Source organism: Salmonella sp. 32070601201500089SM (assembly GCF_017573605.1).
Taxonomy (GTDB): Bacteria; Pseudomonadota; Gammaproteobacteria; order Enterobacterales; family Enterobacteriaceae; genus Salmonella; species Salmonella enterica.
On record NZ_JAGETK010000003.1, the window covers coordinates 29279 to 45516 of the forward strand.

The following is a 16238-nucleotide window of genomic DNA, read 5'->3' on the forward strand; positions in this document are numbered from 1 at the left end:
GGCTTGCAAGTTAAACATCTTTAATACGCGCCAGGCAGAACATGGTGGCGACAATCATGACTAACGCAAACCAGAAGACCGCATGATAATTCCAGATTTCTGCGGCGATTCCCGCCAGCGAACCGGCAATGATCCAGCCGACGCGAATGGTATTGGTATACAGCGTGGTGGCTGAACCCGCCTGGCCTGGCATGAGATCCTGAAAATAGAGCATGCCAATCCCGCCAAGAATGCCGATGTAAATCGCGTTCAGCAACTGTAAGCCGAGCAACGTTGCCGGTGCGTGCGCCAGCAGCATACCCGCATAAAAGCACAGTCCGGCGACAACGGCGATGCACATTAACAGGCGTTTTCCCAGCCGTTTGGCGAAGTAACCTGCAATCAGCATTGTGGGAATCTCCAGCCCGGCGGCGGTGCCCATCATCACGCCTGCAAGTTTTTCCGGAAGATGCAGCTCATTGATGATAAACAGCGGCATATTAATGATATACAGGCTGTTAGTTCCCCACATTAACGTACAGATGACAAACAGCAACAGCGTATCGCGGCGATTACGACGCGGTGCTTCCAGCGTGCCGGTCGCCAGCGGCGCGTCTTTGCGCATTGACGGTAAAAAGAACCACACCATGACGCCGCAGACGATAAAAGCTACCGCCGCGCTCAAATACATCACCGTAAAGCTAAAACCCATCGCCAGCGCATAGGCCAGCGGCGGCCCAATGACCCAGGCCAATGAGACCTGGGCGCGGAGGATTGAGCTGAACATCACCGCTTCACGACCTGTACGATCGGCATGTTCTCGGGCCAGCGCAAACATCTGCGGGTTGGCGGTAGAGCCGAAGCTACTGAGAAAGACGCCGATGAACAGCAAAATAAAGTAGTTGCGGTTCCAGGTAAACAACACGCAGGCCAACATGCCCAGCACGCAACAGAAAACGATCAGTTTTTTGCGATCGCCTTTTTTATCTGAGCGACCCGCCAGAAACTGGCTCACGATAATGCCGATAACCGCGCTGCCGGTAAAAAAGAAACCCACCATGCCGGGACGGGCGTGAACCTCATCCGTCAGAAAAATACTGAGCGTCGGCGTCTGTAACGCACCGGCAATACCGGTGAGAAAAGCGACGATCAAAAAGGCGGTAGACGTCAGGTCAAACGATTTAGGCGCAGCGGCGGCGGGACTGTTGTGCATGTTTCTATATCAGTGGTGTGAAGAGAGGCGGAGTTTACGCTGCCCGTCAGAAAATAAACAGGCGTCTGAATCAAAATCGACACGAAAAATCAAAATAGCATTCCAGTTTGTTACCAGGGCGTGCTGACGCAAGCTGAAAGAAAAAAGCTGAAGCCTTTTATGCGTCAGCTATTGAGGGTCTGTTGGAGAAAAAATGTGCTTCACCTCAAAAAATTGCTACAAAACCGGTAACTTTTCTTGCGTGCTGAAGCAGAAAGATCCAGACTTCTTGAAACGTTTCAGCGAGATCTGGTTTTTTTGATAACTCAGATTGGCGCTTTTTTTCTCATAGTGGCTGAATCGTTTCAATTCAGCAGGAGAGGAGACACATGTTCCAGTTATCGGTTCAGGACATTCATCCGGGCGAGCAGGCCGGAAATAAAGAAGAGGCCATTCGGCAAATCGCCGCCGCGTTAGCGCAGGCGGGGAATGTGGCGGGCGGCTATGTTGACGGTATGCTGGCGCGCGAACAGCAAACCTCGACCTTTCTTGGCAATGGTATTGCGATTCCCCATGGCACAACAGACACGCGCGATCAGGTGCTGAAAACCGGCGTCCAGGTCTTTCAATTCCCGCAGGGCGTTACCTGGGGAGAAGGCCAGGTCGCCTACGTGGCGATTGGTATTGCCGCCAGTTCGGACGAACACCTCGGCCTGCTGCGTCAGCTGACGCATGTGCTAAGCGATGACTCCGTGGCTGAACAGCTGAAATCCGCGACAACGGCGGAAGAGCTGCGCGCATTGCTGATGGGCGAGAAGCAAAGTGAACAATTAAAACTTGATAACGAGACGATGACGCTGGATGTCATCGCCAGCTCGCTGGTCACATTGCAGGCGCTAAATGCGGCGCGTCTGAAAGAGGCGGGAGCGGTTGATGCGGCGTTCGTCGCAAAAACGATTAACGATAGTCCGATGAATCTGGGACAAGGCATCTGGCTGAACGACAGCGCGGAAGGCAATTTGCGCAGCGCTGTTGCGGTAAGCCGTGCGACCCAGGCGTTTGACGTAGAGGGTGAAAAAGCAGCCTTATTAGTCACTGTCGCGATGAACGATGAGCAGCCGATTGCCGTGCTAAAACGCCTCGGCGACCTGTTGCTGAACAATAAAGCCGATCGTCTGCTGAGCGCTGACGCCGCGACGCTGCTGGCGTTGCTGACCAGTGATGATGCGCTGACGGATGACGTACTGAGCGCGGAATTTGTAGTGCGTAATGAGCATGGTCTCCATGCCCGTCCGGGCACCATGCTGGTGAATACGATTAAACAATTTAACAGTGAAATTACCGTGACAAACCTTGATGGAACCGGCAAACCGGCAAACGGACGTAGTCTGATGAAAGTGGTGGCGTTAGGCGTGAAGAAAGGCCATCGTCTGCGCTTTACCGCGCAGGGTGAAGATGCTGAACAGGCGCTGAAAGCGATTGGCGATGCGATCGCCGCCGGTCTCGGGGAGGGCGCATAATGAGCAGGCGTGTTGCCACCATTACCCTTAATCCGGCTTACGATCTGGTTGGGTTTTGCCCTGAAATCGAACGCGGCGAAGTGAACCTGGTGAAAACCACGGGTCTGCACGCGGCGGGCAAAGGCATTAACGTTGCCAAAGTGCTGAAAGACTTAGGCATCGACGTCACCGTCGGCGGTTTTCTCGGTAAAGATAACCAGGACGGTTTTCAGCAATTATTCAGCGAACTGGGCATCGCTAACCGCTTTCAGGTGGTTCAGGGCCGGACCCGCATCAACGTGAAGTTGACGGAAAAAGATGGCGAAGTGACCGACTTCAACTTTTCCGGCTTTGACGTGACCCCCGCAGACTGGGAACGCTTTGTTAACGACTCCCTGAGCTGGCTGGGCCAGTTCGATATGGTCTGCGTCAGCGGTAGCTTACCGGCTGGCGTGAGTCCGGAAGCGTTCACCGACTGGATGACGCGTCTGCGCAGCCAGTGTCCATGCATTATCTTTGATAGTAGCCGTGAAGCGTTAGTCGCCGGTCTTAAAGCTGCGCCGTGGCTGGTGAAACCGAATCGCCGCGAACTGGAAATTTGGGCGGGTCGTAAGCTCCCGGAAATGAAAGATGTAATTGATGCGGCGCACGCGTTACGCGAACAGGGTATCGCTCATGTGGTGATTTCGCTGGGGGCGGAAGGCGCGCTGTGGGTTAACGCCTCAGGAGAATGGATCGCTAAACCACCGGCAGTGGACGTGGTAAGTACCGTCGGCGCAGGCGATTCCATGGTTGGCGGATTGATTTACGGCCTGCTGATGCGCGAGTCCAGCGAACATACGCTGCGTCTGGCGACGGCGGTTGCCGCGCTGGCGGTCAGCCAGAGCAATGTGGGTATTACCGATCGTCCTCAGTTGGCCGCAATGATGGCGCGTGTCGACTTACAACCGTTTAACTGACAGCAGGAGAGGCATAATGAAAACGCTGCTGATAATTGACGCTAATCTCGGCCAGGCTCGCGCTTACATGGCGAAAACCCTGCTTGGAGCGGCGGCGCATAAAGCAAATCTGGAAATTATCGACAATCCGAATGATGCTGAGCTGGCGATCGTGCTGGGCGAATCTCTGCCGAACGACAATGCTCTGAACGGCAAAAAGGTTTGGCTGGGGGATATTGGTCGCGCCGTCGCGCATCCGGAACTGTTTCTGAGTGAAGCCAAAAGCCATGCGACCCCTTACAGCGCCCCTGCTGCGGCTGCTCCTGCGGCGAGCGGCGGTCCGAAACGCGTGGTCGCGGTAACGGCCTGCCCGACCGGCGTCGCTCATACTTTTATGGCGGCTGAAGCCATTGAAACAGAAGCGAAAAAACGCGGCTGGTGGGTAAAAGTCGAAACGCGCGGCTCCGTGGGGGCCGGCAATGCCATCACCCCGGAAGAGGTGGCGGAAGCGGATTTAGTGATTGTGGCGGCGGATATCGAAGTGGATCTGGCGAAGTTTGCCGGTCTCCCGATGTACCGCACGTCGACCGGCCTGGCGCTGAAAAAGACGGCGCAGGAGCTGGATAAAGCCGTAGCGGAAGCGACGCCGTATCAACCGGCGGGTAAGGCATCGCAAGCGGCGACCGAAGGGAAGAAAGAGAGCGCTGGCGCATACCGGCATCTGTTGACGGGCGTTTCTTACATGCTGCCTATGGTGGTTGCCGGGGGACTGTGTATTGCGCTTTCCTTCGCCTTTGGTATTGAAGCCTTTAAGGTGCCGGACACGCTGGCGGCGGCGCTGATGCAGATTGGCGGCGGTTCGGCGTTTGCGCTGATGGTGCCGGTACTGGCGGGCTATATCGCTTTCTCCATCGCGGATCGCCCAGGCCTTACGCCAGGTCTGATTGGCGGTATGCTGGCGGTTAGCACCGGTTCCGGTTTTATCGGCGGGATCATTGCCGGCTTCCTTGCCGGGTATATGGCGAAGCTTATCAGTACCAAACTGAAACTTCCGCAAAGTATGGAAGCGCTGAAGCCAATCCTGATCATCCCGTTAATTTCCAGTCTGGTGGTGGGGCTGGCGATGATTTACCTGATCGGTAAACCGGTTGCCGGGATTCTGGAAGGGCTCACCCACTGGCTGCAAACCATGGGGACGGCAAACGCGGTGCTGCTGGGCGCGATTCTCGGCGGGATGATGTGTACCGACATGGGTGGCCCGGTGAACAAAGCGGCGTATGCGTTTGGTGTTGGTCTGCTGAGTACGCAAACTTACGCGCCGATGGCGGCGATCATGGCCGCAGGTATGGTACCGCCGTTAGCGCTGGGTCTGGCGACGATGGTGGCGCGCCGTAAGTTCGACAAAGCGCAGCAGGAAGGCGGTAAAGCGGCGTTGGTGCTGGGGCTGTGCTTTATCACTGAAGGCGCTATTCCGTTTGCGGCACGCGACCCGATGCGTGTACTGCCGTGCTGTATCGTTGGCGGCGCGTTGACCGGGGCCATTTCTATGGCGGTAGGCGCAAAATTGATGGCGCCGCATGGCGGTCTGTTTGTTCTGCTTATCCCAGGCGCAATTACGCCGGTATTGGGATACCTGCTGGCAATTGTGGCCGGTACGCTGGTGGCAGGGCTGGCTTATGCCGTCCTGAAACGTCCGGAGACGGAAGTCACGGCAAAAGCGGCATAAGAGAAACACGCTAAAAAAGGCAGAGCGCGCTCTGCCTTTTTTATTGCCTGAAGAACATTGAGCGTCAGGCCATCGCTTCGGCAATTTGCTGGGCTTTTAACCACGCAATCTCTTCCGCCCAGATATCAGGATTGATGGTCTCCAGTATCAGCGGAATACCGTCAAAACGCCCATCCTGCATAATCCAACGAAACGCATCGTGGCCGATATTGCCTTCACCCAGACTGTGATGGCGGTCAACGCGGCTACCGAAGGCGCTTTTGGCGTCGTTCAGGTGCATTCCGCGCAAATACTGAAATCCGACAATTTTCCCGAATTCGGCGAATGTTTTTTCGCACGCCTCTGGCGTACGCAGATCATATCCGGCGGCAAAGGCATGGCAGGTATCGATACAGACGCCAACGCGCGACTTATCTTCCACGCCGTCGATGATGGCGGCTAACTGTTCAAACTCAAACCCCAGATTACTGCCCTGACCGGCTGTATTTTCGATAACCGCCGTAACGCCCTCGGTCTGCGCGAGGGCAATATTGATAGATTCCGCGATCCGCGCCAGGCAATCCTCCTGTGCAATCTGCATCAGATGGCTACCGGGATGAAAATTAAGCAAGGTTAAGCCGAGTTGTTCACAGCGTTGCATTTCATCGAGAAAGGCATCGCGTGATTTTTCCAGCGCTTCACTGACCGGATGGCCCAGATTAATCAGGTAACTATCGTGGGGAAGGATTTGCGTCGCTGAAAAATGATACTTTTCACAGGCGATTTTAAAGTCATCAATGACCTGGGGAGTAAGGGGGGCGGCACGCCACTGACGCTGGTTTTTTGTGAAAAGCGCAAAGGCCGTTGCGCCAATTTCAGCCGCGCGGGCAGGGGCGTTAGCCAGACCGCCAGCAGCGCTGACGTGCGCTCCGATGTATTTCATAAAAGACTCCTGTTAAACCCGCTAACGGTTCATTACGAACGCTATGATAACGGGTTAACAGGCGTGAAACGTAATAATTTATGCGATAAGGCTATGGATTAGGACGTTAATGGCGCCACCGCCAATAATCAGCCAGGCGAATAATGCCAGCGCCATCAGCAGCGGTTTCGCCCCCGCTTTTTTCAATGCGCTAACGTGAGTGGTCAGACCCAACGCCGCCATTGCCATCGCCAGCAGCACCGTGTCCAGCGTCACCAGCATATCCACCACGGCTTTCGGCAGCAGGTGGAAAGAGTTGAAGATCGCCACTACGATGAAGAAAATAGCAAACCACGGAATGGTAATTTTGCTTTTTTCCGCGCCGGTCGCCGGTGAAAGCTGTTTAACGCGTGCCGCCAGAATGATCAGGAACGGCGCCAGCATCATGACACGCAGCATCTTAGCGATAACTGCCGCATTTTCCGCATCCGGGCTAACGGCATGACCCGCTGCGACCACTTGCGCGACTTCATGCATGGTTGAGCCGATATAGATGCCGTAAGTTTCCGGGCTGAACCAGTGCGCCAGCAGCGGATACATTGCCGGGTAAAGGAAAATAGCGATGGTGCCGAAAATAACGACAGTCGCGACGGCTACAGTAACCTTACTGGCTTCCGCTTTTACCACCGGTTCTGTCGCCAGTACCGCCGCCGCGCCGCAGATACTGCTACCGGCGCCAATCAGCCAGCTGGTGTGCCTGTCCAGACCAAAGACTTTTTGGCCTAAGAAGCAGGCCAGCATGAACGTGCTGGAAAGCGTTAATACGTCAATCACAATGCCGCTAATGCCCACGTCGGCGATTTGTGAAAAGGTAAGGCGGAAGCCGTAAAGGATAATCCCTAAACGCAGCAGATGTTGTTTTGCAAACAGCACGCCGCCGTCGCATTGTTTCCATATTTGTGGATAGACGGTATTCCCGATAACCATACCCAGCAGGATAGCCAGGGTCAGGGCGCTGAACCCCGCGCCTGCAACGGCAGGGATAGCGCCGCCCCACAGGGCGACTCCTGTAATGACGGCGCTCAGAGCGAGCCCCGGTATAAAATGCCACATTGTACGACGATGATTCTGCAAGGTGAGTTCTGTCATAACCTTCTCCTGTATATGGACAATAAGGTTACGGTGATCTGGTTTAAAAATAAAATTGATTATATATTTATAATTAATCTTTATAAGTGGTAAGTGAAACGCTATCGGTGGGATACGACTATGCATATTACGCTACGACAACTTGAAGTGTTTGCTGAAGTACTGAAAAGCGGTTCAACAACCCAGGCGTCGGTCATGCTGTCATTATCGCAGTCCGCCGTTAGCGCCGCGCTCACCGATCTGGAAGGTCAGCTCGGCGTACAGTTGTTTGATCGGGTGGGGAAACGGCTGGTGGTCAACGAACATGGGCGCTTGTTATACCCGCGCGCGCTGGCGTTGCTGGAGCAAGCGGTAGAAATTGAGCAGCTATTTCGTGAAGATAACGGCGCGATACGGGTTTATGCCAGTAGCACCATCGGCAATTACATTTTACCCGCCATGATTGCCCGCTATCGCCAGCATTATCCGGCCTTACCGCTGGAACTCAGCGTGGGAAACAGCCAGGACGTGATTAACGCGGTGCTGGATTTTCGGGTTGATATCGGCCTGATTGAAGGACCATGTCACAGTACAGAGATTATTTCTGAGCCGTGGCTGGAAGATGAGCTGGTGGTCTTTGCCGCGCCGTCCTCGCCGCTGACGCAGGGGCCGGTGACGCTGGAACAGCTTGCGGCATCCCCATGGATTTTACGCGAGCGCGGTTCCGGTACGCGGGAAATTGTCGATTATTTGCTGTTGTCGCATTTGCCGCGCTTTCATATGGCGATGGAGTTGGGGAATTCAGAAGCGATCAAACATGCGGTGCGTCATGGACTGGGGATAAGCTGTTTATCGCGCCGGGTGATTGCTGAACAACTTCAGGCGGGAACCCTGGGCGAAGTCGCGGTGCCGTTACCGCGCCTGGTGCGCACGTTGTGGCGTGTTCATCATCGGCAGAAACATCTTTCTAACGCGTTGCAGCGTTTTTTGAGTTACTGTGAATAAAGGTGAAGAGGAGGGCTGCCCGGGCGGCATCGCCATTTTTAGTATCCGCTTACGTATACGTTATTCTCTGCTTTACTTATAATCCGTGGCCGGTCATGAAGGTCTCTTATAACCGCGCATTTGTGTCGGAAGGATAGTATTTCGTCTGTTACAATCGCGCCTCATTTTTTGGATGGATAGCATTTTCACATGGGTTCCAAAACTAAAACCACAGAAGCGCCCGCGCTACGTCGCGAATTAAAGGCGCGTCACCTGACGATGATTGCCATTGGCGGCTCCATCGGGACAGGTCTTTTCGTTGCATCTGGTGCGACAATTTCTCAGGCGGGGCCAGGCGGCGCGCTGTTTTCTTATATTCTGATTGGTTTGATGGTCTACTTCCTGATGACCAGTCTTGGCGAGCTGGCGGCCTATATGCCGGTATCTGGCTCGTTTGCGACATATGGTCAGAACTATGTGGAAGAAGGCTTTGGTTTCGCGCTGGGCTGGAACTACTGGTACAACTGGGCGGTGACTATCGCTGTTGACCTGGTTGCCGCGCAATTGGTGATGGGCTGGTGGTTCCCGGACACGCCGGGCTGGATCTGGAGCGCGCTATTCCTCTGCGTCATTTTCTTGCTGAACTACATTTCCGTGCGCGGTTTTGGCGAAGCGGAGTACTGGTTCTCGTTAATTAAAGTCGCGACCGTTATTATCTTCATCATCGTTGGCGTAGCGATGATTATCGGTATCTTTAAAGGTGTTGAGCCGGTCGGCTGGAGCAACTGGACGACGGGCGATGCGCCTTTTGCTGGCGGTTTTGCGGCAATGATTGGCGTCGCGATGATCGTGGGCTTCTCTTTCCAGGGAACTGAGCTGATTGGTATTGCCGCCGGGGAATCTGAAAACCCGGAGAAGAATATTCCACGCGCGGTGCGTCAGGTGTTCTGGCGTATTCTGCTGTTTTATGTTTTCGCGATTTTGATTATCAGCCTGATCATTCCTTATACCGATCCAAACCTGCTGCGTAACGACGTCAAAGACATTAGCGTCAGTCCGTTTACCTTAGTGTTCCAGCATGCGGGCTTGTTGTCTGCGGCGGCGATAATGAATGCGGTTATCCTGACGGCGGTACTGTCTGCGGGTAACTCCGGGATGTATGCCTCGACCCGTATGCTCTACACCCTGGCCTGTGACGGTAAGGCCCCGCGTATTTTTGCGAAATTGTCCCGCGGCGGCGTACCGCGCAATGCGCTTTATGCCACCACCGTGATTGCCGGTCTTTGCTTTTTGACCTCAATGTTCGGCAACCAGACGGTCTATCTGTGGCTGTTGAACACCTCCGGTATGACGGGCTTCATCGCCTGGCTGGGGATTGCCATTAGCCATTATCGCTTCCGTCGCGGTTACGTGATACAAGGGTATGATGTGAATGATTTGCCGTACCGTTCCGGGTTCTTCCCGCTGGGGCCGATTTTCGCCTTTGTACTGTGCCTGATTATTACGTTGGGGCAGAACTATGAAGCGTTCCTGAAAGATACCATCGACTGGGGCGGCGTCGCGGCGACCTATATCGGTATTCCGCTGTTCCTGCTTATCTGGTTCGGCTACAAGCTGATAAAAGGTACGCATTTCGTGCGCTATAGCGAAATGCACTTCCCGGAACGCGTTAAAAAGTAACGTAGTATTCTCGTCATAGGCCGGATAAGGCTTTATGCCGCCATCCGGCACGGACTGCCTGAACCTGACCCTTCTAACCCTCTCATTCGAGAGGGTTTTTTGTTTTTTCTTTATGATTGGTTCAAATGACATAATCATTAACAATTAAATTGATAATTATTATCGTTTGCTTTATCGTTACACTCAAAATCAGAAAGGATGAAGATTCGGGCGCGACCGTCACTAATGAGCCCGACTCGCCTGCATAAAAAGAGTTCGCCGTGATAACCGTTATCGCAGGCGAAACGTAATGCGTTGTGAGCGATAACCGATTTTTTTGTCGTATTTACCTCATGGAGAAATGGAATGTTTAGGTTTAACCCTTTCGTTCGGGTAGGGCTTTGTATGTCCGCAGTTACGTTGGCCTGGCCGGTTGCCGCGGCAACGGATGATGGTGAAACCATGGTCGTTACCGCGTCCGCCATCGAACAAAATCTGAAAGATGCGCCAGCAAGTATCAGCGTCATTACCCAGCAAGATTTACAGCGCAGGCCCGTGCAAAACCTGAAAGATGTCCTGAAAGAGGTGCCGGGCGTACAGCTCACTAACGAAGGGGATAACCGTAAAGGCGTGAGTATTCGTGGTCTGGACAGCAGTTATACGCTGATCCTGATCGACGGTAAGCGCGTTAACTCCCGTAACGCGGTCTTCCGCCATAATGATTTTGATCTGAACTGGATACCGGTTGACGCTATCGAACGTATTGAAGTGGTGCGTGGCCCCATGTCCTCGCTGTATGGCTCCGATGCGCTGGGCGGCGTGGTCAACATTATCACCAAAAAAATTGGTCAGAAATGGCACGGCAGCGTCACGGTTGACTCCACTATTCAGGAACATCGCGACCGTGGCGATACCTATAACGGTCAGTTCTTTACCAGCGGTCCGCTGATCGACGGCGTGCTGGGAATGAAAGCCTACGGTAGCCTGGCGAAACGCGAAAAAGACGAGCAGCAGAGTTCCGCCACCACCGCTACGGGTGAAACGCCGCGCATTGAAGGATTTACCAGCCGGGATGGAAACGTCGAGTTTGCCTGGACACCAAACGAAAATCATGACGTTACCGCAGGCTACGGTTTTGATCGCCAGGACCGGGACTCCGACTCGCTGGATAAAAACCGTCTGGAACGGCAAAACTATGCGTTGAGCCATAACGGACGTTGGGATCTCGGCAATAGTGAGCTCAAATTCTACGGCGAAAAAGTGGAAAACAAAAACCCCGGCAACAGTAGCCCTATCACGTCAGAAAGCAATTCGATTGACGGGAAATACGTTCTGCCGTTAGCGTCTGTCAACCAGTTCCTCACCTTCGGCGGCGAATGGCGTCACGATAAACTGAGCGATGCGGTGAACCTGACCGGCGGTTCCAGTACTAAAACCTCCGCCAGCCAGTATGCTCTGTTCCTTGAAGATGAGTGGCGCATCTTCGAACCGCTGGCGCTGACCACCGGTATTCGTATGGATGACCATGAAACCTATGGCGATCACTGGAGCCCGCGTGCTTATCTGGTCTATAACGCAACGGATACCCTGACGGTGAAAGGTGGGTGGGCCACGGCCTTTAAAGCGCCGTCGCTATTGCAATTAAGTCCGGACTGGGCGACCAACTCCTGCCGTGGCGGATGCCGCATTGTCGGTAGCCCGGATCTGAAACCTGAAACCAGTGACAGCTGGGAGCTCGGCCTTTATTACCGGGGCGAAGAAGGCATACTGGAGGGCGTGGAAGCGAGCGTTACCACGTTCCGTAACGATGTGGACAATCGCATCAGCATTAGTCGTACCCCTGACGTTAACGCCGCGCCCGGCTATTCCAACTTTGTCGGTTTCGAAACCAACAGTCGGGGACAGCGCGTTCCGGTCTTCCGTTATTACAACGTGAATAAAGCGCGTATTCAGGGCGTGGAAACCGAGTTGAAAGTTCCGTTTAACGAGGCGTGGAAACTGTCGTTGAATTACACCTATAACGACGGACGCGACGTCAGTAATGGCGGGAACAAGCCGCTTTCCGATCTGCCGTTCCACACCGCGAACGGTACGCTGGACTGGAAACCGGTGCAGCTCGAAGACTGGTCATTCTACGTATCAGGGAATTATACCGGGCGTAAGCGGGCCGACAGCGCAACAGCGAAAACGCCGGGCGGGTACGTGGTCTGGGATACCGGCGCGGCATGGCAGGCGACGAAAAACGTTAAACTGCGTGCGGGCGTTCTGAACGTGGGCGATAAAGATCTCAAACGCGACGACTACGGTTATACCGAAGACGGACGTCGTTACTTTATGGCGGTGGATTACCGTTTCTGACAGAGACTGGCGACAGCCGCGTTTTGCCGCTATCGCCAGAATGTTATAACCGATGTAGCCTGGAGAGCAACGCCAGCGACAGAGTCGTTAGCAGAATGGCGATTAACGCATAGATATAAACGCCCGACCACGCCCAGCTATTTTTCACCATAATTACCGGCACACCGGCCATTGCCGCGCCGACATAGCTGAACAATCCCCGAAAGCCGGTAATCGATCCCGCCGCATCCTTATGGGTCACATCCAGACAGCCGACGGCAAAAAGCATATGCGGTCCGTATAAGGCGAAGCCCATGATGGTGAACAGAATCGCGGTGAGGGTGTAAGAGGTATCCTGAACCAGCGGCACCAGCACGATGCATATGCACAGCGCCAACGCGAAGATTAATCCGGTCATCCAGCGGTTACTTTTGAACATAAAGTCAGACAAGTAGCCTGCCAGCAACCCACCTGCCAGTCCGCCCGCCTCAAACCAGGAAATAATCGAGTTCGCTTTTATCAGACTCCAGCCGTGAACCTGCGAATAGTAAATCTGCGGCCAGTCGTTAAGAATAGTGCGCGCAATATAAACTGACATATCGCCGATAATAATGATCCATACTAGTGGATTGGTCAGGATATATTTTACAAAAATCTGCCAGAAGCTCAGGTTGACCGGGCTGGCCTTGACCTGGGCCAGTTCCGTCGGGTCGTTACGCCACTGCCCCACGTTGGGCAAACCTAACGTACCGGGACGATCTTTAATGGTAAATAGCGCCACTATCCCCATCAGCAGCGAAATGGCGCCGGGAACATAAAACCCCATTTTCCAGCTACCGCTAAAGGCGATAGCAAAACTGGTCAGCAGCGGCGCGAGGCTGCCGCCGATATTGTGCGCCGCTTCAACGATAGCCCACCAGCGTCCCCGTTCGTTTTTCGAAAACCACGAGGCCATAATTTTCGCCATCGGCGGAAAGCTGGTGCCCTGTAATATCGCGTTGAGACTGTACAGCACGTAGAATGCCGCCACGCTGTCGGAAAAGCCGAACAGAATATTTACAATCCCCACGCCAATCGGCACCGGGCCGGTCATGGCTTTCGGGTTAATTTTATCGACCAGCATCCCGCCGACAAACTTCATCGCGCCATAAAGAATGTAAAAAATAGAAGACATAATGGCGAAGTCTTCTGCGGTCAGCGACGTTTCCGTCAGCATGGCCGGCATCGCGGCGGAGAAGTTTTTACGGGTAAGATAAAAGACGGCATAAGAGATAAAGACCGAGGCGATAATCTCAAAACGAAATTTTTTATAGGTCTGGTCTATCTCTTTTTTCTCTTTTACAATCGGCTTATCGGGCTGGCTGAAAATAAATGTTTTTATACTCATTTTAAAATTCCCTTCCGGCGAGGTGAGTCGCGTTATAATTCATCTTCAATAAAAAAAAGAAGCAATTCGAAACCGTGATAATTAATTTGATGGTGGATTTTTTCCCGTACAACCGGCTTCGCCTTCCAGGCAATACCGGTGCCAGCATGTTCTAACATCGGCAGATCGTTGGCGCCATCACCGCAGGCAATAATATTCTCCGTGGCAATATTTAACCGGGCAGCCAGATCAACCAGCGTCTGTTTTTTGTTTGCGGCATTCATAATCGGCAAGGTAATGTTATCCGTCAGAACGTTATCGCGTATTTCAACCGTATTCGAAAAGGCATAATCCAGTTGATACCGTTCTTTTAGACGCTGGGTGAATATATCCAGTCCCCCGGAGATAATCGCGATTTTAAATCCTTTGGCCTTGATGACTGGCAGAATAGTTAACAGGCCTGGCGAAAGGGTCATGCGATCGCATACGGCGTTCAGCACTGCTTTCGGTGTGCCTTTCAACATTCCGATACGTCGGGTAAAACTGGCGTTAAAATCAAGCTTGCCCTCCATCGCCTGTTGGGTAATGGCGGTGATTTGCGTCGACATGCCAAGCTCGCGGGCAATTTCATCCACGCCTTCTTCCGCAATAAATGTCGAGTCCATATCAAACGCGATAATACCGTTAGCAGGCAGTGGCTGCGGCTTAATAAAAAAATCAAACTGCCATTGCAATGAGAGTTCGCGTAAATAGCGATAAAATTCAGGCGTCAGACATTCCGCTGGCAGCGTAAGCTTTAAATAAGCGGTATTGATAAGCGCGGCATAACGTTTATCAAATAATAGCGGAAACGGCATGGTGACGGCATTAAATAACGTTTCCTGTAATTTTTTCTGAAACGTATCGATATCCTGTGTAGTAATAAAATAAATAATGCTCATATGATAACTCCCTTAATTTACGGGTATTATAATGGCTCTTTTGTGGTGTGGAATCTCGTGCTATCACAGATATCACAGCCAGAAAAGGGCTAAAAAAGCGTTGTTTTTGATACCAGGTAAAGTTCAGACACAAAAGGTATCACTTTTGATATGCCAACTGTGCGAGGATGTTATTTATTACTGAACGCGAATGACACTGAAAGGATTGATATAACGATGGAGAGTTGCCTTGATATATTCAAAATAGTAATAGGTCCATCCAGCTCACGTACCGTAGGGCCGATGCGCGCCGCCTGTCACTTTATTTCATTGCTCAGAGAACAAGAGACGTTGCCGCTAATTCGGGAAATTGAAATCGAGCTGTATGGCGCGTTATCGTTAAGCCGCAAGTGCCACAATGTGGATACCGCCCTTTATCTTGGGCTGCTGGGTTGCCAGCCGGAGAATGTCGATCTCCGTTCGCATATGGCGGTGATTAAGCGTGCGGAAAATGAAAACAAAATCGAACTCCCGCTCTCCGACGCGGGCGGAATCACGATAAAAGTCAAGATTATCGCCAATCACCAGGCGCATCCAGGCCATCCTTATGCCATGACGTTTCGCGCCAGAGATGATTATTTCACGGTGTATGAAGAGACCTGGTTTTCGACCGGCGCCGGACAGGTTCGCAAACATGGCGAGCCGCTGACGCCATCGCTTCCTTTGCGTACAGTGTCGCCCTTTGAATTTAGTCATGCCGCGCAGTTGCTGGCGCTGTGCCGACGTAATGGCCTGTCCGTGGCGGCGCTGATGATGAAAAATGAGCTGTGCCGCCACTCGCCACAGATGTTGCAGAATTATCTGGCGCAAATATGGGACGTGATGCAGCAGGCGGTTTATCGCGGCCTGCATACTGAGGGGGTATTACCCGGTCCCTATCAGGTACCGCGGCGCGCCTGTGCGTTACATAAGACGTTACAGGCTAACCGCTCCGCCAGCGATTTTTTAACCGCGCTGAACTGGGTCAATGCCTTCGCGATTGCGGTAAGCGAAGAAAATGCCAGCGGCGGACAGATTGTTACCGCGCCAACCAATGGCGCGTGCGGCATCATTCCGGCAGCGCTCTGCTGGTATGATAAATTTGTCACGCCGCTGGAGCCCGGTGCTCTGACCCGTTTCTTCCTGACCGCTGCCGCTATCGCGATATTGTTTAAACAAAACGCCTCTATTCTGGGATCTGAAGTTGGCTGTCAGGGGGAAATCGGCGTGGCGTGCTCAATGGCGGCGGCGGGCCTGGCTGAACTGATGGGCGCATCCGTGGAGCAAACGCTGAGCGCCGCTGAAATTGCCATGGAACATCATCTGGGATTGACCTGCGATCCGCTGGGCGGGCAGGTACAAATTCCCTGCATAGAGAGAAATGCCATCTCTGCCGTGAAAGCGATAAACGCGGCGACGATGGCGATGAGTCGCGTAAGCGAACCCTGTATTTCGCTCGATGAGATCATTGCTGCGATGTACGAGACCGGTAAAGACATGAGCGCTAAATACCGTGAAACGTATCATGGTTCGCTGGGGAAAATTCAGCCGCGCAAGAGAGGGTAACAGC

The 16238-nt window shown here is 53.2% G+C and carries 12 protein-coding genes; 7 read left to right on the plus strand and 5 right to left on the minus strand.

Annotation, left to right across the window (positions count from 1 at the left end; genetic code table 11):
- Positions 1-10: 10 nt before the first annotated feature.
- Entirely contained in the window at positions 11-1192 is a 1182-nt protein-coding gene (gene setB, locus J4728_RS05935) for a sugar efflux transporter SetB (RefSeq protein WP_208211405.1), read from the minus strand.
- 368 nt (positions 1193-1560) lie between these two features.
- Here setB and fruB point away from each other — a divergent pair, with 368 nt between their 5' ends.
- From fruB to fruA, 3 genes are read left to right on the plus strand one after another with little or no spacing between them, the layout of a single operon-like run.
- Positions 1561-2691 (plus strand): fused PTS fructose transporter subunit IIA/HPr protein, encoded by a 1131-nt coding sequence (gene fruB / locus J4728_RS05940; RefSeq protein WP_000487287.1) that lies wholly within the window; start codon positions 1561-1563, stop codon positions 2689-2691.
- On the plus strand, positions 2691-3629 hold the full coding sequence (fruK, locus tag J4728_RS05945; RefSeq protein WP_000091249.1) for a 1-phosphofructokinase: 939 nt from the start codon (positions 2691-2693) through the stop codon (positions 3627-3629). The genes fruB and fruK overlap by 1 nt, the downstream gene beginning before the upstream one ends.
- Before the next feature lie 16 nt (positions 3630-3645).
- On the plus strand, positions 3646-5334 hold the full coding sequence (gene fruA / locus J4728_RS05950) for a PTS fructose transporter subunit IIBC (RefSeq protein ID WP_000854409.1): 1689 nt from the start codon (positions 3646-3648) through the stop codon (positions 5332-5334).
- Positions 5335-5398: 64 nt separating this feature from the next.
- Here fruA and nfo read toward each other — a convergent pair whose 3' ends face one another.
- Entirely contained in the window at positions 5399-6256 is an 858-nt protein-coding gene (gene nfo / locus J4728_RS05955) for a deoxyribonuclease IV (protein WP_079917712.1), read from the minus strand.
- Positions 6257-6334: 78 nt separating this feature from the next.
- Complete coding sequence (locus J4728_RS05960; protein ID WP_000137966.1) at positions 6335-7384, minus strand: YeiH family protein; 1050 nt, start codon at positions 7382-7384, stop codon at positions 6335-6337.
- Positions 7385-7504: 120 nt separating this feature from the next.
- Here J4728_RS05960 and yieE point away from each other — a divergent pair, with 120 nt between their 5' ends.
- The 3 genes from yieE (at position 7505) to cirA (ending at position 12364) form a co-directional block, all read left to right on the plus strand.
- Positions 7505-8368 carry a DNA-binding transcriptional regulator YeiE gene (gene yieE / locus J4728_RS05965; protein WP_000548316.1) on the plus strand — a complete coding sequence of 288 codons (864 nt, stop codon included), beginning with the start codon at positions 7505-7507 and terminating at the stop codon, positions 8366-8368.
- Positions 8369-8557: 189 nt separating this feature from the next.
- Positions 8558-10027, plus strand: a complete 1470-nt coding sequence (gene lysP, locus J4728_RS05970) for a lysine-specific permease (protein ID WP_000534999.1) — start codon at positions 8558-8560, stop codon at positions 10025-10027.
- A 345-nt stretch (positions 10028-10372) separates the two neighbouring features.
- Positions 10373-12364 (plus strand): catecholate siderophore receptor CirA, encoded by a 1992-nt coding sequence (gene cirA, locus J4728_RS05975; RefSeq protein ID WP_208211406.1) that lies wholly within the window; start codon positions 10373-10375, stop codon positions 12362-12364.
- Between the two features lie 43 nt (positions 12365-12407).
- Here cirA and J4728_RS05980 read toward each other — a convergent pair whose 3' ends face one another.
- Positions 12408-13730 (minus strand): MFS transporter, encoded by a 1323-nt coding sequence (locus tag J4728_RS05980; RefSeq protein ID WP_208211407.1) that lies wholly within the window; start codon positions 13728-13730, stop codon positions 12408-12410.
- Positions 13731-13762: 32 nt separating this feature from the next.
- A complete protein-coding gene (gene serB / locus J4728_RS05985; protein ID WP_208211408.1) occupies positions 13763-14650 on the minus strand; it encodes a phosphoserine phosphatase SerB in 888 nt (295 codons plus the stop codon).
- A 216-nt stretch (positions 14651-14866) separates the two neighbouring features.
- Between serB and J4728_RS05990 the strand changes: the two genes are divergently transcribed.
- The gene (locus tag J4728_RS05990) at positions 14867-16234 is read left to right on the plus strand and encodes an L-serine ammonia-lyase (RefSeq protein WP_001736633.1); all 1368 of its coding nucleotides are present in this window, start codon (positions 14867-14869) and stop codon (positions 16232-16234) included.
- The last annotated feature ends 4 nt before the right edge of the window (positions 16235-16238 follow it).